The organism is Leptospira montravelensis (genome assembly GCF_004770045.1).
Lineage (GTDB): Bacteria > Spirochaetota > Leptospiria > Leptospirales > Leptospiraceae > Leptospira_A > Leptospira_A montravelensis.
In genome coordinates this window covers 896,092-915,218 of sequence record NZ_RQFO01000017.1, presented here as the reverse complement: position 1 = coordinate 915,218, position 19,127 = coordinate 896,092, and the positions used below count along the sequence as shown (strand labels likewise).

Annotated in this window: 19 protein-coding genes; 12 read left to right on the top strand and 7 right to left on the bottom strand. The window is 36.5% G+C overall.

Going from position 1 to position 19,127, the window contains the following annotated elements; translation table 11 throughout:
* The first annotated feature begins 62 nt into the window (after nucleotides 1–62).
* Both EHQ31_RS18235 and EHQ31_RS18230 read left to right on the top strand, forming a co-directional pair.
* The gene (locus EHQ31_RS18235) at nucleotides 63–1,640 is read left to right on the top strand and encodes an LIC10012 family protein (protein ID WP_135572708.1); all 1,578 of its coding nucleotides are present in this window, start codon (nucleotides 63–65) and stop codon (nucleotides 1,638–1,640) included.
* The gene (locus tag EHQ31_RS18230; protein ID WP_135572706.1) at nucleotides 1,621–2,508 is read left to right on the top strand and encodes a helix-turn-helix domain-containing protein; all 888 of its coding nucleotides are present in this window, start codon (nucleotides 1,621–1,623) and stop codon (nucleotides 2,506–2,508) included. Before EHQ31_RS18235 ends, EHQ31_RS18230 begins: the two co-directional genes overlap by 20 nt.
* Here EHQ31_RS18230 and holA read toward each other — a convergent pair.
* A complete protein-coding gene (gene holA / locus EHQ31_RS18225) occupies nucleotides 2,487–3,596 on the bottom strand; it encodes a DNA polymerase III subunit delta (RefSeq protein WP_135572704.1) in 1,110 nt (369 codons plus the stop codon). The two genes, EHQ31_RS18230 and holA, sit on opposite strands and share 22 nt — an antisense overlap.
* Before the next feature lie 51 nt (nucleotides 3,597–3,647).
* Here holA and EHQ31_RS18220 point away from each other — a divergent pair, with 51 nt between their 5' ends.
* On the top strand, nucleotides 3,648–3,878 hold the full coding sequence (locus tag EHQ31_RS18220; RefSeq protein WP_135572702.1) for a hypothetical protein: 231 nt from the start codon (nucleotides 3,648–3,650) through the stop codon (nucleotides 3,876–3,878).
* Here EHQ31_RS18220 and EHQ31_RS18215 read toward each other — a convergent pair.
* The gene (locus tag EHQ31_RS18215; RefSeq protein ID WP_135574049.1) at nucleotides 3,862–4,437 is read right to left on the bottom strand and encodes a Maf family protein; all 576 of its coding nucleotides are present in this window, start codon (nucleotides 4,435–4,437) and stop codon (nucleotides 3,862–3,864) included. The two genes, EHQ31_RS18220 and EHQ31_RS18215, sit on opposite strands and share 17 nt — an antisense overlap.
* A 24-nt stretch (nucleotides 4,438–4,461) precedes the next feature.
* Between EHQ31_RS18215 and EHQ31_RS18210 the strand changes: the two genes are divergently transcribed.
* From EHQ31_RS18210 to EHQ31_RS18200, 3 genes are read left to right on the top strand one after another with little or no spacing between them, the layout of a single operon-like run.
* Nucleotides 4,462–4,719, top strand: coding sequence for a hypothetical protein (locus EHQ31_RS18210; protein WP_238776979.1), 258 nt, complete (start codon nucleotides 4,462–4,464; stop codon nucleotides 4,717–4,719).
* A complete protein-coding gene (locus EHQ31_RS18205) occupies nucleotides 4,716–5,453 on the top strand; it encodes an SDR family NAD(P)-dependent oxidoreductase (protein ID WP_135572700.1) in 738 nt (245 codons plus the stop codon). The genes EHQ31_RS18210 and EHQ31_RS18205 overlap by 4 nt, the downstream gene beginning before the upstream one ends.
* A 16-nt stretch (nucleotides 5,454–5,469) precedes the next feature.
* Entirely contained in the window at nucleotides 5,470–6,096 is a 627-nt protein-coding gene (locus EHQ31_RS18200) for an L-threonylcarbamoyladenylate synthase (protein WP_135572698.1), read from the top strand.
* Nucleotides 6,097–6,121: 25 nt separating this feature from the next.
* On the opposite strand, the gene EHQ31_RS18195 is transcribed toward EHQ31_RS18200, so the two are convergent.
* On the bottom strand, nucleotides 6,122–7,210 hold the full coding sequence (locus tag EHQ31_RS18195; protein WP_135572696.1) for a CapA family protein: 1,089 nt from the start codon (nucleotides 7,208–7,210) through the stop codon (nucleotides 6,122–6,124).
* Here EHQ31_RS18195 and EHQ31_RS18190 point away from each other — a divergent pair.
* Entirely contained in the window at nucleotides 7,170–8,876 is a 1,707-nt protein-coding gene (locus tag EHQ31_RS18190) for an alkaline phosphatase family protein (RefSeq protein ID WP_135572694.1), read from the top strand. The two genes, EHQ31_RS18195 and EHQ31_RS18190, sit on opposite strands and share 41 nt — an antisense overlap.
* 19 nt (nucleotides 8,877–8,895) lie before the next feature.
* On the opposite strand, the gene EHQ31_RS18185 is transcribed toward EHQ31_RS18190, so the two are convergent.
* The 4 genes from EHQ31_RS18185 to EHQ31_RS18170 are packed head-to-tail and all read right to left on the bottom strand — an operon-like array spanning nucleotide 8,896 to nucleotide 13,070.
* Entirely contained in the window at nucleotides 8,896–11,088 is a 2,193-nt protein-coding gene (locus EHQ31_RS18185; RefSeq protein WP_135572692.1) for a ribonuclease R family protein, read from the bottom strand.
* Between the two features lie 4 nt (nucleotides 11,089–11,092).
* The gene (gene tsaB / locus EHQ31_RS18180; RefSeq protein WP_135572690.1) at nucleotides 11,093–11,764 is read right to left on the bottom strand and encodes a tRNA (adenosine(37)-N6)-threonylcarbamoyltransferase complex dimerization subunit type 1 TsaB; all 672 of its coding nucleotides are present in this window, start codon (nucleotides 11,762–11,764) and stop codon (nucleotides 11,093–11,095) included.
* Nucleotides 11,761–12,219, bottom strand: coding sequence for a tRNA (adenosine(37)-N6)-threonylcarbamoyltransferase complex ATPase subunit type 1 TsaE (gene tsaE, locus EHQ31_RS18175; RefSeq protein ID WP_135572688.1), 459 nt, complete (start codon nucleotides 12,217–12,219; stop codon nucleotides 11,761–11,763). The genes tsaB and tsaE overlap by 4 nt, the downstream gene beginning before the upstream one ends.
* Nucleotides 12,216–13,070 carry an Hsp33 family molecular chaperone HslO gene (locus EHQ31_RS18170; RefSeq protein ID WP_135572686.1) on the bottom strand — a complete coding sequence of 285 codons (855 nt, stop codon included), beginning with the start codon at nucleotides 13,068–13,070 and terminating at the stop codon, nucleotides 12,216–12,218. Before EHQ31_RS18170 ends, tsaE begins: the two co-directional genes overlap by 4 nt.
* Before the next feature lie 75 nt (nucleotides 13,071–13,145).
* On the opposite strand from EHQ31_RS18170, the gene EHQ31_RS18165 reads away from it, so the two are divergent.
* The 5 genes from EHQ31_RS18165 to EHQ31_RS18145 all read left to right on the top strand — a co-directional run bounded on the left by EHQ31_RS18165 (nucleotide 13,146) and on the right by EHQ31_RS18145 (nucleotide 19,068).
* Nucleotides 13,146–15,128, top strand: coding sequence for a beta-galactosidase (locus EHQ31_RS18165; protein ID WP_135572684.1), 1,983 nt, complete (start codon nucleotides 13,146–13,148; stop codon nucleotides 15,126–15,128).
* Nucleotides 15,129–15,145: 17 nt separating this feature from the next.
* Complete coding sequence (locus EHQ31_RS18160) at nucleotides 15,146–16,036, top strand: LIC_10030 family protein (protein WP_135572682.1); 891 nt, start codon at nucleotides 15,146–15,148, stop codon at nucleotides 16,034–16,036.
* Nucleotides 16,037–16,047: 11 nt separating this feature from the next.
* Nucleotides 16,048–16,890, top strand: coding sequence for an inositol monophosphatase family protein (locus EHQ31_RS18155; protein WP_135572680.1), 843 nt, complete (start codon nucleotides 16,048–16,050; stop codon nucleotides 16,888–16,890).
* Between the two features lie 109 nt (nucleotides 16,891–16,999).
* Nucleotides 17,000–17,575, top strand: a complete 576-nt coding sequence (locus EHQ31_RS18150) for a superoxide dismutase (protein ID WP_004787680.1) — start codon at nucleotides 17,000–17,002, stop codon at nucleotides 17,573–17,575.
* 110 nt (nucleotides 17,576–17,685) lie between these two features.
* Nucleotides 17,686–19,068 carry an anthranilate synthase component I family protein gene (locus EHQ31_RS18145; RefSeq protein ID WP_135572678.1) on the top strand — a complete coding sequence of 461 codons (1,383 nt, stop codon included), beginning with the start codon at nucleotides 17,686–17,688 and terminating at the stop codon, nucleotides 19,066–19,068.
* Nucleotides 19,069–19,127 lie beyond the last annotated feature (59 nt).

The following is a 19,127-nucleotide window of genomic DNA, read 5'->3' as shown; positions in this document are numbered from 1 at the left end:
AAACGAATGATGGCTGTAGGATAAAGATTTACATTTTCCCTCAATAGACCAATTCTAATTTTATGTCTCGCCGACCCCTCCGAATTCCCCATATAGTGCTTTTGATTTTTATTGCATTCTTTCCAAATTTTATTCACGGGAAAGAAATTTCTATCTTACCTGCTTATATTTCAGGAGAAGTTCCGCAAGTACTTGGCACAAGGAGGGAAGCTGGTTTTGAATTGTCCCGTCTTTCACGACACTATTTAAAACGAAATTTTTTTACTGAAGTAACAGATCCTAAGCTAATAGAAAATTATCTGAATGAATCGGAATGGAACGAAGATAACGAACTTAAAGATCAAGATTTATATTCATTTTGTAATGAATGGGATTCTCATTTTGTGGTCCAAGATCAGATTGATTTTGGAAATCCAATTTTAGTTAAGACAGTTATTTTTAATTGTAAAAATCAATCTAGACAGACCATCCAATCTAAACTGATTTCAAACTTTGTATTAGCTTATGAAAAACATAACGATAAAAGTTTTCGATTTTTACCTCCTCGTTTTTACGAAAAGAAAAACAAAGTTGCGCCTAATTATGAGATAAATGTTTTTATTGATATAAATTCTTCATATGCATATTACAAAAAAGATATCTTAAAAAGTTTAACTTCTATGTACGATCAAGACGGATTGTTTTTGGGAGTGACCTTAGTAAAAAAAGAAAAAATAATAACAATCCCACCTACAAAAGATCATATTGAAATTAAAAAATTGATGGAAGAAACGGGATGGCAAGGAAATAACCAAGCTGAGTCAATTCTTTCAGCCTTACAAGGATTAAAGTCAAAAGTTTCTTCTGGTAAAAAAGAATCTAGAAAATTGTTTTTATTACTTTCCTCCGCTGTAAAAGACAAATCAGGTTCTATTATTATGGCATTGAATGACTTGCGACATATGGAGATTGAACCAGTTCTATTAATTCCAAATCACTCGGAATTAAGCACGATTCGAGAATTACAAAGAATTGGTAAGGCAAGTAATAGCCGTGTTGTTGGAATTACGGAATACCAGAAAATAGGAACATCGGAAGGTTATGAATACCTTTATTTAAATCAATTCAATGTGTATTCTTCGATGGAAGAATTGCCAATGCCATTTAATTGGAACCAAAACCAAATCAAAAAATATGATGCTTCACTCGTCCGCGCGGCAGTTGACGTGGTCACTCCTTATAATCTTTATTTGGCATATGAAAAAATTTCAGATAAACGTGTTTTGGAAAAAGAAGAAATCAAAACTGATTTGGAATATATTCTGCGAACGGAATCAAATTCTGACCAAACAGAAAAAGATAGATTTCAAACAGTTCTTGTGGAATCAAAAGGAGAAGCCATTTGGATTCAGCTACCTTATGATGTTGCTGTGAATAAAGGAAAAGAGTATTTGATCCAAACTACATTTGTTTTGGATCCTCTTTCCACATGGGGCGTAAAAAATGCACCAGCAGAAACCAATTTATTAAAAATCAATTCAACATATCCAAAGACTCTTTTGGTAAAACCATCCCAGGCAAAAAAGTTTTTAGATACAAATAAAATCAGAGAGTTTAATGGATATCTTCAAGGGACAGTGAGTGTCATCAAAAAGAAGTAAACAGCCTTTTGAATGGATTTCTAGTGGATCTGACATTCAAAAGATTCGCAACCAATGGATCGAAACTTCTAATTCCAACTTACCGATGTTAATTATTGGTGAAAGAGGTGTAGGAAAAAGTTTTTGGATCCAAAAGAGTTTAGAACAAAGAAATATATTACCAAACTCTATCATTCGTTTGGATTTTTCATATACTACGTCATTCGCCGAATCTTTGGAAAAAATCAAATCATCAAAACAAATGGTTACTCTTTACCTTGACCATATCACAAAAGCAAAGCCGGAAGAAGTGTTGTTATTACAACAATGGTGGAAATCGGAAAAATATGAAGAAAAGTCAAAAGTAAATTTATATTGGGAAATTCATTCTGAAGAAGTAGAAATTTTGAACCAAAAGAATGTGTATTCTGACTTCTATGATCAGTTAAAGTCTTTTCGGTTTGAACTTCCCAATCTGAAAAAAAGAATTTCTGAATTACCCTTATTTGTTTCTCAATTTTTAGAAGAAGCAAACACAGATCTCGGTAAAAAAATAACAGGAATAGAAGAGGAGTTTTTTGTTTTCTTTAAAAACAAAACGTTTACAACGAATCTTTCTGAATTACGAGATATGATCTTTGCACTTGTTGGATTTTCAACAGGTAAACAATTGCATTGGAAACAAATTCCTTCCCATTTTTTTGAAAATCAATTGTCTGATTTAGAGGTAAAACCAGGGATCAGTTTGGAAACTTATGAAAAGGAAATCATCAAAGCCAATTTGATTTATACAAAAGGGAATAGAGAAAAAGCTGCCAAATTACTCGGAATTTCTGAAAGAAATTTATATCGTAAATTACATGAATATCATTTGGAAGATCTTTCTTGAAGTAAAGAAAAGAGGTGCATAATTTTTTGCAAAAAATAATTCCTTCCTTCTTCGTCACGAAGACCCGATTTAAATTTGATATTCATTTCAATCACTTGGTCATAAAACAAATCTAAAGTTTTATCTGTAAATAAAGCAGAATCAGAAACCAATTGCCTTCTAACAAAATTTTTCCTCGCATCAGAATAACTTCCTGTTTTTAAAAGTTCATCCATGATCGGAATCGGAACTTCCCCATTATGCCTTGCCCGTATGACTTTGATTTTGCGAATCTCATCCAGTTTGTAACTGAGTCTGGTTAAGAAACTGAGAATCTCTGAGTTTTGATCCCCAAACTTTGTGAACTCTTTAAAAAAATCTACCTTACGTTTTTGTACCAAAGTTTCAACAAGTACATTTGTATTCAGTTCATTTTGGCTAAACAAAACAGAATTCACATCATCGATTGTAAATTTTGAACGGTGTAAGTACTGTTTTAGTTTTTTTACACTTTTTAGATAAGCACCTACATTGGCAGGAATGCGATGGATGAATTCTTCGGCAGCATTTGGTTCAAAGTGTACTTGTTCTTGGTCACAAACTTCTTTGAAAACTTTGGGATAATCGCTTGGATATAAAAACTTAGTTTTGTAATAGTTTAGGGTTCCTTGAAAGAGTTGGACCAAACCTTGTGGGATATCTTTTCCATCATAATGAACAATAAGAAAAATTTCATCGGAAACAGAGGTTATGTTTTTGCGAAATCCAGAAGCAAAGTCTTTCCATTCTTGTGCGGCTTTTGCATCAAGTATGGGTTTAAAAAGTGCAGCTGCTTGTTTAACTATAATGAGTTTTCTCGGATAAAACATGTCAGGAGTAAATAGTTCTGCAAAAAGTTTTGCCTGTTCCCCTGATTCAGAAACGATCAAAATAATCTCATAGGCTCCCGATGATTTCGAAAGCGCGTCTTTGTAATGATCTATGATGAGTTCAAATTCATAGGAATCTTCCCCCGAATAGGCAAAAAATTGCGGAAGGTTACTAGTCTGGGTTTTGAAGAGTTGGAAAAGAGAGGTAAATTCTCTCGCTTGTGATTTTTTTGTTTCCATTTTAGCAAATCCGGTCTAATCTTTCGATAGGATCGAGGCGATATTCATAGTATGGAAATCTCAAGTAATGTGGCAAGAGTTTCAGGACTAGGCGAGCCGTATATGTATGTGGCTCCCGCATACAATACCCAAGCAGTGGAGCAAGTGGAAGAAATTCAATCGCGCTCGTACCAGCCTAAATACGTTTCTGGTGAAACAGAAAAAAAAGCAGCGGAAGTCCAAACAAGTCCGGATGCCAAAGCGGCCTACAAACCTGGAAATTTAGTTAACTTATACGCGTAATAGACCTTTTCCAGAAAGGCAACCAAACCGAAGAAAGTGCAAAAAAACTTCGGAGGGGAAATCCCATCACATTGGTATAGGAACCAACTCGTTCTAATACCGGCCCATTTTCATCCTGGATTCCATAAGATCCAGCTTTGTCAAATGGTTGGCATCGCAAAATATAATCCCGAATCTCAGCTTCCTTCCAGTCCTTAAATAAGATTTTTGTTTCTTCATAAAAGAAATCAAACTTTGTTCCAAACCGTAAACCTGCTCCAGAAAAGACTGAATGTTTTTTGCCAGACAGGGTTTTGAGTATGCGAACCGCATCTTCCACGTCGACCGGTTTGTGTAAAATTCCATTTTCAAATACAACAATGGTATCGGCTGCTAGGTATAAGTTGTTTTTATCAGCTTGATCTCCCAATTTAGAGTGAACCATTCGTTCTAAATAAACTAAAGGGACTTCTCCAGGAATTTGCATTTCATCAATGTTTGCTGGTTTCACTTGGAATGAAAATCCAAGATCGGTGAGTATTTGGATCCTTCTTGGTGATGTCGATTTGAGTATAAACAAATTCTTGCTATTCCTTACGGGATATTGTTTCATTTCATAATGATGAGTCCTCGACTTTTGGCTATTTTTTTATGGGCGATCGTTTTTGTTTTTGGATGCAAACGAGGTTTTTCGGAAGACATTCAAGATTGTAATCCCGTAGCAGATTATTATGAAAAAGGAACACACTACATAAGAAGAGATTTGGTTCGGGATGATAATACTTTAGATTATAAAAAACTTTTGGAAGACACAAAACCTCAAGCTAGCGATTGTTATCCTTCCAATCACGAGGTAAAATGAGTTTATTTGATGTAAAAGGGAAAACAATTTTGATCACTGGCGCCAGCCGAGGTATTGGAAAAACTTTGGCTTTAGGATTTCGAGATGCTGGAGCCATTGTCTATGGTGCAGGTTCCAGACCAGAATCTATCGAATGGATGGCCAAAGAAGGAATCAATGGGGTAGTGCTTGATGTGCGAAGTGAAGGTGCGGCTTATGAAATCATTGGTCAAATCAGAGCAAAACATGGAAAACTCGATACGCTCATTAACAATGCAGGGATAGCAACAAACACTCCTGCTTCTGGATTTAAAGAAGAAGAATTACAAAATATAGTTCAAACTAACTATGTAGGTGTTTTTCGCAACTGCCAGGCCTATTACAAACACCATAAAAAAGAAGGTGGAAACATCATCAATGTAGCTTCTGTTCTGGGAATGGTAGGAAGTAAATTGGCTTCCGTTTATTCCGGCACAAAAGGTGCTGTCATCACTTTATCCAAAGCACTTGCCATCGAATGGTGTAATAATGGTTACCGAGTGAATGTCATTTGTCCAGGCCTTATTGATACTGAAATGACTGACATGATCAAAGACAAAGAATTTATTATGAAACAAGTGCTTGCTGGTATTCCTATGGGAAGACTTGGTAAACCAGAAGAATTACTAGGTGCAGCCATTTATTTGGCATCTGACTCTTCTTCCTATATGACAGGTCAGTGCATTGTTTTGGATGGGGGGCTCACAGCACAATAGTTGCTGTGAAATTTTTATGATCCTTTATCTCCATCCAGAAAATCCCGAAATCAGAAAACTTAAACAAATTTCGGACAGGTTGAAGGATGGAGCCGTATTTATATTTCCAACTGACACTGTTTATGCGATTATTGCCGATGCTCATTCTAAGTTTGGAGTAGAAAAAATATACGCAATTCGTAAGTTACCCAAAGACAAACCACTTTCTCTTATGTGTAAAGACATATCAATGGCTTCTAATTTCATTGAGTATTTACCAAATTCAGCTTACAGACTGATGAAACGGGTGACACCCGGTCCCTATACATTTGTTTTGAAGGCCAATAAAAATCTTCCAAAACCTTCGGTAGCTCACCATAAGGACAAACAAATTGGCATTCGTATTCCCGACCATATCTACTTAAGTGAACTATTAAAAATACATGATTCTCCGCTTACTTCTACTTCTGCCTTTTGTGATGATGAGTTCATCATCGATATAGATGATTTAGAATCTATTTATGGAAACCAAGTGGATGGGATTGTGGATGGTGGGATAGTCAAAACGGAACTTTCCACTATTTTACAAATCAATGATGATTCGATCGAATTGATTCGTGAAGGAAAAGGTTATGATCTGATAGCCGGAGAAATCTCTGGTTAAAATGAGTCCTATTAGTTAAATTAATTTAAAATATGATACCTGGAATTTTCTTTAGATGGGCTTCATAACCAAACATTCTCTTTTCTAAATGTTTCGGAAGTTTTAATGGAATTTCATTCCTAGTGTATTTTAAAATAGGTATGATTTTATAACCATGGGAATAAACCCAAACCGGTTCCGTAATTACATTTTTAATTCGTTTTTGATTCTGTGAATTGATTTCTAATTCGAAAGATAAAATGATTCCACCATCGGTGTTTTCTCTATTTTGAGCGGACAAAAAGTTACCAAGGGAATAAGCAACCAATCGATCTTCCCAACTTTTTTCTTCTTGAAACTGATCAATTTTTTGCACGACATGTGGATGACCTCCAATGATAATATCAGCTCCGGCCTCCAATCCAATTTCTACCCATTTGGTTTGCGACTTGTCAGGTTTCTCTTCGTACTCGATTCCATAGTGATACCAAAGGACCACAAAATGGATTCCATTCTCCTTGGCAAAAGCCACATCTTCCTGAATCTGTTTTTCATTTAGTAATCGAACAATTCGGTCATTTTTAACAGGAATTCCATTTGTGGAATATGTATAATTATAAATCGCAATTTTGATTCCATTGACCTCGATAAAAAAGTCCTTTCTATCTATGTAATCAGAATTGGATTTAAAAGTTCCAATCGGAACCATTCCCATTTGTTTAACAGATTCAATTGTATGATCAATTCCAAAAGCACCTTTATCAGCAGAATGATTGTTAGCTGTGGATAAAATATCAAATCCAACATTTTGTATCCCCTTTAGATAACCGATAGGAGATCCAAATCTAGGATAACCTGTAAATTCATTCGGATCAGTTGCAATCGTAGTTTCTAAATTTCCTAATGTTAAATCTGCATCTTGTAATGAATTTGAAACGTATTCGAAACTAGTAGTGGAATCATATTGTTTTGTTTTTGGAGAATAATAGGTTGAGATCTGTGAGTTATGACACATGAGATCACCAACAACTTTAATTCGCACTTGCCTAGTAAAGTAAACATCAGGTAGAGTGTAACAAGATAGGAAGGAAACAGTGATACACCAAAAATATATAAAACGAAATATTGTAGTCATAGTTGGTTTGTTTTTGGTACTTTTTAATTGTGGTTGGGAAAAAGATTATAAACGTGCTGCTTATCTTTCCATGCAGCCTGATACCGATTTAATATTAGCACCATATCCATTTTATATTTTTGATAGAGAAGCAAGGGATGCAATCACTCTTTCCCATTATTCAAAGGAGGAAATTAAAAATATCTTAGAAGACCATGATTTGTCCTGGGATGATTTAAAAAACCAATGGCAATTAGATGTGGAAGACGAACATTTTTCGAAAGAAGTCAATTACACTTCACACTATACACAATATTTTTATGATACAGAAATTCCCATTTGGATCTATGGACCAAAATGGATTCGTACAGGTCAATATTCCGATGAAATCAACCAACAACATATCCCTTCCATTTACGGAAAAATTTTAGACTTTAAGTTTAAAAATTCCATTGATGTATCCTATTTAAATAAAGTTTTCCAAAACCAGAATGGAAAACCCGAAATCATCGTCACTGTAGTTGTAGACCAAGGAGGACGACAACTTTACAAAGCACACAAAGGTGCTTATCCTTTCTTAGAAGATTTCAAAAACAAAACAGCTTATTTTAAAAAAGCAAAAGTTGCCCATTTAGAATCACATACAGCCGTCGGACATATGGCCATTGGAACCGGTGCGTTTCCAAAAGACTCAAAAATCTTCTCTAATGAAATCTATTCTTATGCCGACGGAAAAGTCCTCCATAGACCAGTTTACCAAGGAAAAAACAAAGATTGGGATTTGAGTGAGATGCAAGTTCCGAGTTTTGCCGATGAATGGGATCTTTTTAAGAACAATGAACCGGTCATCGTAAGTCAGTGTTATGCGGCAAGAGCAGCAGTTGGTATGGGCGGACATGGAAAACAGTTCACACTAATAAAAAAAGGATCTGAAACCGTTTCTCCAGATAATGATTATGTGTATTGGCAAGATGTAAAAAATCTATCCTGGTCAACATATAACGACGCCTTCCTTGTTCCTAAAACTGTACAAAAGTACAATCTGTTCAAATTCTATTTGGATCTTAAAAAAGAGATTTCTACGCATTTTGAGGCTAAAGATCCAATCGACTTAATCGCAAAAATCCATCATTTCCAAGGATCAGAATTTCAAGCTAAGATGGATGGCGCCCTTTTTCGTGATACGCTTACTGAAACGATCATCAATACGAAAAAAGATAAAGATGGAATCACTGATCTTGCCTATGTAACTTTAAAGGCTACTGATGCGGTGGGTCATTTGTATGGATGGGAATCTAAAGAAGCGGAACAAGTTTTAAAAGCTACGGATAAAGAAATCGAAACCATCTTTGAATTTCTAAAAACCAATTACGGTGATAACTTTATTATGGTGGTAACGGCTGATCATGGTGCAGCCCCAATGCCAGAAATTTCCAATGGACTTTTTTTAAGCCATGAAAAGTTTTTTGAATCGCTGAATGAACTATTGCCAGGATCAGAAAGAACTAAACGTTCTCTTGTGAAATGGGTTGCTCATTCTCAATTAGCTTTGGACCGTGATTTGATGAAAACATATCAAATCAGCGAAGAGGCTATCATCCAAAAAATTTTGTCGATTCAAGTGAAAGATAGGCAGTTTTTCAGAAAGGTTTGGAAACGAGAAGAAATTCCGAATCTATCGTTATAAAATAGATTCGGAACTACTGTTATTTTTTTTTGGTTGCGGTTTCATCTTTTTTGAAATCTTTTAACTTCAAAAAAACTTTGATTTCTTCAAAATCAATGCGATCGAGGCTCACAGTCACAGGATCACCTATAAAGAATATTTTGGAATACTTCTTAGAATAGAAGGAGAAGTCGTTTTTAATCATCACTTCAAATTCATCGGTAAACTCCGATTTATCCAAAACGCCTTCCAAATTAGAAATATCTAATTCCACAAAGATTTGTGAAGGTCGAATCCCAACAATAAATCCTTTAAATTCCTTTATCCCTGTCGATTCCAAATAACGAAAAGATTTGATCTTAACGATATCTCGTTCCGCATCTGCAGCTCTTCTTTCTTCTTCCGAACAATGAAGTCCCATCACAGCAATTTCATTTTCAGAATAAGTTCTTTCGGTTTCAAGAAGTGTAGCTTGTAACACACGATGAACAATCAAATCAGGATAACGCCTGATTGGTGAAGTGAAATGGCAATAGTCCTTGAAACCAAGTCCCCAGTGGCCCAGTGGGTCTGATCCGTAGTAGGCCTGCATAAAACTTCGTAAAAGTAGATAATTGAAAATTTTTCCAACGGAACCATCTTCAATTTCTTTCACCGCTTTCATTATTTCTGCGTAACTTGTATCTTTGATTTGGATGTTATATCCGTTCAATTGAAGGAAATGATTCAAGGTTTCTAACTTTTCTTCATCCATAGCTTCGTGGATTCGATGTAAGGAAGGAGCTTTTCGTTTTCTCAAAAATTCATCTACTTTCAAGTTAGCAGACAACATCAACTCTTCAATTAATATGTGACTTGTTAGGCGTTCGCGATTTTCAATCCCAATCGGTTCTTTTCTTTCGTTCCAGGTGATTGTAGTTTCTCGTAAGTTTAAATCGATACGACCTGCTTCCATTCTACGTTTGCGAAGGGCTTCTGTGAATAACGAAACTTGATACATCCAATTTTTTGGATCTTTAGCTTTGATTTCTGCTTCGGCCATTTCATAAGTGTATCTTGTATTCACTTTGATGACGGACTTATAAAACTTGGCATTGTAAATTTCACCAGTTTTACTTGCTTCCATCTCTACGGTAAAGGCTAGGCGATTGGTATTTGCAACCAAACTACAAAGGTCTTCCGATAAAATGGGTGGCAACATAGGAACCACACGGTTTGCTAAATAAACAGAAGTGGCTCTTTCATAAGCCTCTTTGTCTAGAGGTGAATCTTTTTCTACATAATACGAAACATCCGCAATATGAATCCATACACGGAGTCTATTCCCTTCATCGACAAAACTAATGGCATCATCAAAATCTTTCGCAGTAATGCCATCGATCGTAACAGCATATAAGTCGCGTAAGTCGGTTCTTACATTCCAATCAGAAACTGTTTTTTCCGATACTTCTTCTGGAAATTCTAAAGGAATGAAATCTGGGTGCACCGGATCATAATTGTACTTCATTAAAATCCGTTGTAGGTCGCTGTCTTCTTTTGTATCCGATTCAAATCGAATAAAACTGACATCATAAAGATTATCTTGTGGAAGTGCACCTTCTTTAAATTTTACAATCAGTATATCGTTTACTTGAATCGAATCAAATGTGTCTTTGAGAATGGACTTAACATGAAGAACACCTTCTTTGCCTTCACCAAGCATATCGAGAAAATTTCCAAAAACAAATTTGTTTGTTTTTTCTCTGACTCGCATTCGGTAGAGTATGCGACCTCGTTTGACAATTTTTGTGACTTCCGCTTCGAGCCTGTCTCTTTTTCCAACGCCCAAAGGAATGACTTCTACTTTATCGCCGGTAATGGCTGAATTGGTCATGGGCCCCGGAACAAAAATTTCGTTTTTGGAAGGGAGTGAGATAAAACCATCACCCCTACGAGAAATGGAGATTCTGCCTGTTAGGCGAAAGGGATTTGCTACAGTTAAGTATTTTTTATTAGGAATTAGTAATCCTTCGACTTCTAACAAGTTGAGAAGTTGATCGATAAGAAACTCAATTTCCTTTCTAGGTACTTTTTCTTTTCGTTTGAAAGATTTTACTTTCTTTGTTTTTGGGTCGGGTCGTTTGAATTCACTTGATTCGGTAAATTTTTTTTTGATCTCTTGTCTTGTGATGTCCTTTCCAGATTTTTGATCTAGAAATTCTATGATTTTTCTTTGTATTTTATAGGTATCCATAAATTCATTTGTGATCTACATAGGTCCCGCGGATGTAGTTGGGCAGGAGAGATAAATAGTCGGTTTTATTTGGTTCTGTTTTGAAGTATTTTTTCAAACTATGCTTTAGTATAGACGAAAGATTTAAGTTTGTCGCCTCAATTTTTAATGCCTTTAAGGGGTAAAATTTAGGTAAATTTCCAGTATAGTACCAATTGTTAGGTGTCCATTCCAAGGTTTTGATTTTTGATTCAATAGTATCTGGAGTCATGTCAAAAGAATCCGAAAATTCATTTTCGGATTTATACTTTACATAGTACTTTCCTTGTTTTCCATCCAGGCAGAGTAGGGAAGTTTCTTTATCGATTTTATTTCCTTTTGTTCCTACTAAATAGGCTTCAAGACTATCGACAGCGAAAACAGGAATTTTCCATAATTGCGAAAGATCTTTCGCAGTAGTCACTGTTATGCGAATTCCCGTAAATGATCCAGGCCCATTAGCAACAATGATTAGGTCTGGTTTATTGATTTTTGCCTTCTCCAAACCCAAACGAATGTAATCAACCAGTTTATAAGAGGATTCTTTTGGTGTGGTTTCTGTTTGTTCGGAAAGTATTTCCAGGTCTGTGTTTTCCGACTCTTTAACAACAAGGACTTGGATCCAATCTTGAGTTGTATCGAAGTAAAGAATGTTCACGTTACTTCCTCTTGTTTCCATTCCAAAATATAGGAGCGAACTTCCATAGAATCCGAATCAATTGACAAATAAATGTGATTTTCTTTTGGCAAATATGGTTCCGCTATTTGCCACCATTCGATGGCAGAAACACCTTCTTTTCCCCATATTTCTTCAAATCCAAGTTCTTCTAATTCTTCGGAAACTTTGATCCTGTATAAGTCAAAATGATACAATCGAAAGTTAGGCGAATCATAAATATTATACAAGGAAAAGGTAGGTGAATTGATGGAACTTTCTGTCCCAAACCGACTATACCATTCACGAATAAACGTGGTTTTGCCCGCACCCATTTCTCCAGAAATCAAAATGACGGGGTATTTATTTTTCTTTAAAAATTGGTCTACTAATTGGTCCAAACTTAGAAACACTGGATTTAGTTCCGATTCTCTAAGAGAAAGAAAACTGGCCTTCATTGATTAAAAAATTTTTCCACATCAAAGGAATCAAATTGGTAGGCAGTTCTACAAAACTCACAAGTGATTTCTATTTTTCCAAATTCATCAATGATAGAATCAGCTTCTTGTTTACCAAGGGAAGCGATGATATCTGCCACTTTATGTCTGGAACAATCACATAAAAACTCGGGTGCTTCTTTGCTTAATACTTCCAACTCGGATCCAATTTCTGTTTGGAGGGATTTCAACATTTCATCGATGTTGAGTGACCAGAATGCTTCTTTTTTTACTAAAGGTTGAATTTTGGAAATAAGAAACTTAAAACTTTCTTCGGGAGCATCAGGTAGTGCTTCAAAGAACAAACCTTTAGCGGAAAAATCATTTCCGGGAAAATCAAAAGGATAAACTTCCATTCCCACAATTGCTTTAATTTGTTCCGATTCGGTAAGGTATTTAATAAAATTAACTTCAAAAGTGTCTTCTACTAAGTTTGTATAAGACTGGTAAGTATCCGAATCAAAATCCCAACGAATAACTTTCATAATTCCTTGGCCTAAAATAAACTCGTTTCGGATGTCTCCTTCTTCATGGCTTGCAGAATACGCAACAGATTTCATTTTGCCATAACGATCACTATAAGCTAATGCTTGTTTGTTGGAGTCATCTTTCCATTGAATGCTCACCTTTTGTTGGTTTTTTGTCATCTCTGCGAGAAACAACGCACCCATCATGGTTTTAGAAAGAAATACGGACATTTCTTTGTTTAGAGAATGTAGAAACATCGCTTCTTTAGCGGTTTCTGTGAGATCGACTATTGTAAATCGATAGTGGTGGGTGTTGGATATACCTAAAATAACTTGGTCAGACATTATTTGATTGAAAGTGCTGTTTTCTGATTCAGTCTGTGTCACAAGATAGATTCTGCAATCGCAAAAAGGAAAAATATGATCTTTGGCGCCTGTTATTACCCCGAACAATGGAACCCTGCGGACTGGGACGAAGACTTAAAAATCATGAAGGAAATGGGTCTTTCGTCAGTAAGGCTTGCAGAATTTGCTTGGGGAATTATGGAGCCGAAAGAAGGAAAGTTCGACTTTTCTTTGTTCGATGCTGTATTAAAAAAAGTTCAAGAACACGGAATGACTGCCATTCTTGGGACTCCGACAGCTACCTTTCCGCCTTGGTTGTATAAAAAATTCCCAGAAATTGTCCAAGTTTCCAAAGAGGGTATCGTTAGAGGGATAGGCACTAGACGCCAAGCTTGTTTTTCTTCCCCGGCCTATAAAAAAGCAACAGAGCGAATTGTGACGGCTATGGCCAAACATTTTGGTAATCATCCTGCAGTTGTAGGATGGCAGATTGACAATGAACCTGGGCACGAGGGTTCTGATGTTGATTATTCACCACTTGCACTTAAAAACTTTCGAACTTGGTTACAAACAAAATACAAAAATTTAGATTCGCTTAACAAACGTTGGGGGAACATTTTCTGGGGAGTGATTTATTCGGATTGGAATGAAATTCCGTTACCGGCAGCTCATGTGGCAAGTAATTTCAATCCGGCGATGATTCAGGACTACTATAGATTTCAATCCGATGAACTAGTTTCCTACATTCATTTCCAAGCTGAAATTTTAAAAAAATACAGCAAAGGAAAACCATTAACTACCAATCTATATCCATCTCCTTTTTTACCTGTGACAGACATGGCAGAATTATTTTCCAAATTAGACTATGTGTCTTGGGACAACTATCCTGTCTGGGGAAACCAACAAGAACCATACCCTCATCCTTTGGTTTCGGCTACCCAACAGTACTCTCGAGGTTTAAAAAACAAACCTTACACTGTTATGGAACAATTCTCTGGTGTGCAAGGGCATGATACTTTGGGTTATCTTCCTCCCCCTGGACAAATTGGTCTTTGGCTCACTCAAGCTATAGTGAATGGAGCCAACCAAATCTATTTCTTTCGTTACCGCACAGCACGTTTCGGTCAGGAACAACTTTGTTACGGAATTTTGGATCATGGGAAGAGAAAAACATCCAAATATTTTGAATTAAAAAAGACAATAGAAGATATCAGTGAATTTGCTTCCGATATTGCGGATTCGCCTTACAGAGCTGAGGTGGCAATTTTACACGATATTGAAAATTCACGTAATTACAAACACCAACCTTTGAGTGATGGTTTAAAATTTTCACCCGTTCCCTTTGCACAAGTAGGGTATGATATCGAACTTGCTACCTGGTTTGCAGGCACTAATGTTTTAAATGTAAATGCTCATTCTCTTCCGATTAGCGCAGAAAACGACTGGTCCCATTACAAAGTATTAACTTTACCACTGTATACAATGTTTGAACCTTCGGTCGTAGAAAAATTAAAAACCTATGTTTCCGGTGGGGGAACTTTGGTTCTTGGATATCGTGCAGGAATCAAAGACAAAGACCATTGGATGGTAGAAGAACCGGTTCCTGGAGTGTTTGGAGAAATGGCTGGCGTCGAAGTATTTCAGTTTGAAGCACCAGCAACTGAAAAAGTTGGAATTCGGATGGGAATTTTCCCACTCAAAGGTTCCAAGTTCTGTGAAATTTTGGAACCAACAACGGCCAAAGTCATCGCAAGATACAATGATTCGAAGAAGTTTTACACAGGAAAAGCTGCGATCACAGTAAATGAATATGGTAAAGGGAAAGTCTATTATGTAGGGTCTTCTTTAACACCAGAGAGCTTTATCCTATTGTATAGAAAGATATTAAAGGGAGCTGGCGTTTCCTTTGGATTTTTAGGCGCGACCATTGAGCGCCATTTCCGTGAAGGAAAAAAATACAATTACGAAATAACAATGAACCACTCTAACCGATATAAGTTGGCGGGACTTTCGATTTTAAAACCGTTTGGTTATAAAATCAAAAAAATTCCCAAATAGGCTTTTGACATTTCAAAATGAAAATACAAGATTATAAATCAATTAACCGGATTCTGAACGAAACTTCTGCTAAAAATAGATCAGGCGAAATTTATGTGGATAATTTACATACACCATATATACAGTTTTCGGAAAAATTCGTGATCTCTGGAACTTCCGTCACCCAACCAGAGTTTGGTGATATTAAAGATTTCGTTCATATCATTTTAAAATATATTCCCGAAGCCATAGAAGGCACTTGTTTGTTGCCGGAACCACGGCCCAAACGAGAAACAGGAAAGTTATTTTTTGTAAGACCCATGTTATTTGGCTCTTCTCGTTTTTTATATGTGTTTTCTGTGGATATGTTGTATTTGGGTGGAGCCAAGTCGGAAGAAATCAAAAAAGCTGGCTCACAAAATATGACTCCCTCCATTATTACAGATCGATTGTATTTTCAGACAAAAATCATTCATCTCCATTCCACAAAAGAAGATGGGGAAGACATTACTGACTTTGAAGCAAAACGATTTCAAGGTGGAGTCTTTCGTGTGGAATCGGAAAAGGATGAATCCAAGCCAATTCGAAAGTTTTCAGAAATTTTTGATGAAATAGATTTTTCAGATACAGAATCAAAAATACGAGAAGAATTAGGAATTACAACGGATGTTTGGAAGTTAGGTAGAATTTATAGTCCTATTGGAATTGACTATTTGTCGTTATCGCTTCGCTTTTTAATTCCTAGTTTACCAAAAACCATCCAACAATTTCGAAATTTTTATCCAATTTTAACTCATAGTGAGTCTGGAATTCCAGAGGAAACGTTAAAAAAATACCATGAATACCTAACTTCTTTTGAAGTCGAGAGGACACAGTCAAAGTCCGGTAATATTTTATGGAAAGTCATTCAAAAAGCATCCGATAATTAAAAGCAGGTAGTATGGGCATATCTTCACCAACCATTAATTTCCCCGTAGATGAAACCATCAAACGGATTGAATACGTAAAAGCAAATGCGATGGGAATCATCCATGAAGCAAAAAAAATCCAACGGGAAGTTTCCGCAATTCGATCAGAAACGGATGCGGATGAAAAAGAAAGAATTGATGCCGCCGACGGAAAGTTAGGTGATATTTTAATTCGATTTTTACAAAAATCCTTTCCAAAAGATGGAATCATTTGTGAAGACAAACCTACCATTGATGGTGGTGATTTCAAATGGGTTCTAGATCCAGTGGATGGATCGATGAATTTTGTTCGTGGCCTTCCTTTGTATGCGATTTCCTTTGGACTCGAACATAGAGAAACACCTGTCGGTGGTGTTGTAATCGTTCCTCCACAGGAGTCAGTTTATTCGGCAGTGCTTGGCGAAGGTGCTTATAAAAATGGAGAACCTATCGTTACTTCTAGAATTTCAGAATTAAACCGAGCTATTTTCTCCCCGAACCTACCAACAAAACGAGCACACATGATCCAAGAGATTATGGCTGACTTATCCGGATTTTTAACATATGCACGCTCCTTTCGCCGAACTGGTTCCTTTGTTTTGGATGCATGTTTCATTGCGGAAGGTGTGATGGATGCCATTTGGGAAAAAACGGTAAAACATTGGGACGTTTCTGCCATTTCCGTGATTTTATCGGAAGCAGGCGGGAAATTAACTGACTTAAATGGAGTGCATTACTATACCGGACTTCCGGAGTTGGTAGCTTCTAATGGAGTTTTACATTCGGAAATTTTAAATTTATTAAAGACAGTTCGTTCTACAGTCAGTCGAAATTAATAGAGGGGAACGATTAGAATCGTTCTACTTTTTTAGTTTACGATTTGCTTTTGCGATCCATACTAGATACAAAATACAATTACACTTGAATCCATCAGGAGACCGATCAATGGAACATAAACTCCCAGAACTTCCTTATGCAAAGGATGCCCTTCTTCCCCATATTTCACCTGAAACTTTAGAGTTTCATTATGGAAAACACCACCAAACTTACGTTACAAACCTTAATAACCTAATTAAAGGTACAGAATTTGAGAATGCGACTCTTGAAGAGATTGTAAAAAAATCTTCTGGAGGAATCTTCAATAACGCTGCGCAAATTTGGAATCACACTTTCTACTGGCATTCTCTTTCTCCAAAAGGTGGCGGAGCTCCCACAGGTGCCGTTGCCGATTTGATCACAAAATCTTTTGGTTCCTTTGATGCTTTTAAAGAAAAGTTTTCACAATCTGCGATTACAAACTTTGGGTCTGGTTGGACTTGGCTTGTTAAAAAAGGTGACGGTTTAGAAATCGTAAACACTAGCAATGCCGGAAGCCCTTTGAAAGATGGACTCCAATCTTTGTTGACCATCGACGTTTGGGAACACGCTTACTATATTGATTTCCGTAATGCTCGTCCAAAATACGTAGAAGCATTCTGGAATTTAGTAAACTGGGACTTTGCAAACCAAAACTTAAAATAAGAACGGATTCAAATTCACACGTCGAAAGGCAGGTTCCGGAATCCGGCTCCTGCCTTTTTTATTTCATAAAAAGATTCAAAATGAATCTTGGTACCTAATACAGAGTTTTTATGAGCCAAACACTTCCTAAAATTAAGATCCCTAAAAAACCAAATTATACTTCTTTATCGTTACCGGAAGGAATCGAGTTTTGGGAACTATTTCGGGTCATTGAGGCGAAATATGAGAATTGTTTCCTACTCGAATCGGCTGGAGATAACCAATATGATTCACGTTACTCTGTGATAGGATTCGAGCCATCTCATCTAATCATAGGAGAGCCTGGCGTATTAGAAATTGATGTAAAAAAGTATTCTGTTGCGAATCCCTATTTTGCTTTAAGGGAACTCACCGATTACAATTCGCTAAGCATAAGTTATGCGGGTGGATTTGTTGGTTACCTAGGTTATCAAAGTATGCAATTCTTTGAACCAAAACTGAAACTCGAACCACATCCTGATTTTCCTGCGATGATTTTTGGATTGTATTTGGATGGTCTGATTTATGACAAATTTACTGGCGAACTAATCTATTTTGATAACGGAACCAATCGTACCAAAGAAGTGAACCAAATCTTAGAGGATGCGGGCAAAGAAAAATCCCAAAAACCAAAAGTAAAGGTTTCTCTATTAAAAGCAGGTTTATCCAAAGAAATTCACAAACAAATGGTGGAAGAAGCTTTAGAAGAAGTTAAAGCAGGTAACACTTTTCAGTGCCAAATTGGATTTGAAGAAATTTACACAGTGGATGGAAACCCTTTAGCGATTTATGAGACGCTTAGGGAAATTAATCCTTCGCCTCATATGTATTATGTAAAATTTGGGAAACGTGCAATTTTAGGTGCCAGCCCAGAATTACTCTTTCGATTGCGACAAGGGGAAATGGAATCTTTTCCTTTGGCTGGAACCACCAAACGAGGCGCAGATGCTAAAGAAGACACTCTCCTTGCTAGAAAACTTTTAACGGATCCAAAAGAAATTGCAGAACACAATATGTTAATTGATCTCCATCGAAATGATGTGGGGCGAGTGGCAAAATTTGGAACAGTAAAAGTGCGTAGACGTTTTGATGTAAAACGCTTTTCTCATGTGCAACATATCTCTAGCGAAGTAGTGGGAATTTTATCTTCCAAAGAAGATATGTTTTCGGGACTTGCTTCTTCGTTTCCTGCAGGTACACTTTCAGGTGCACCAAAAATTGAATCAATGAAAATCATTGAACGAATTGAAAAATCACCCCGCGGTCCCTATGGCGGTGCTGTAGGAAGTTTTGGTTTGAATGGTGATTGTACCTTTGCCATTCCTATTCGTAGTTTTTTTGTAAATGGAAACAAAGGTTTTGTTCGTGCTTCGGGTGGGATTGTTTTTGATTCCAAACCAGAAGATGAATACCAAGAAATTATCAATAAAATGGCTTCGGTTCGCAAAGCTTTAGATTTACATAATGCTCCTTAGTTAGTAGCGATTAAAAATGCTAAACGAAGTAACTTAAAATAAACAAAGTACCAAAATAA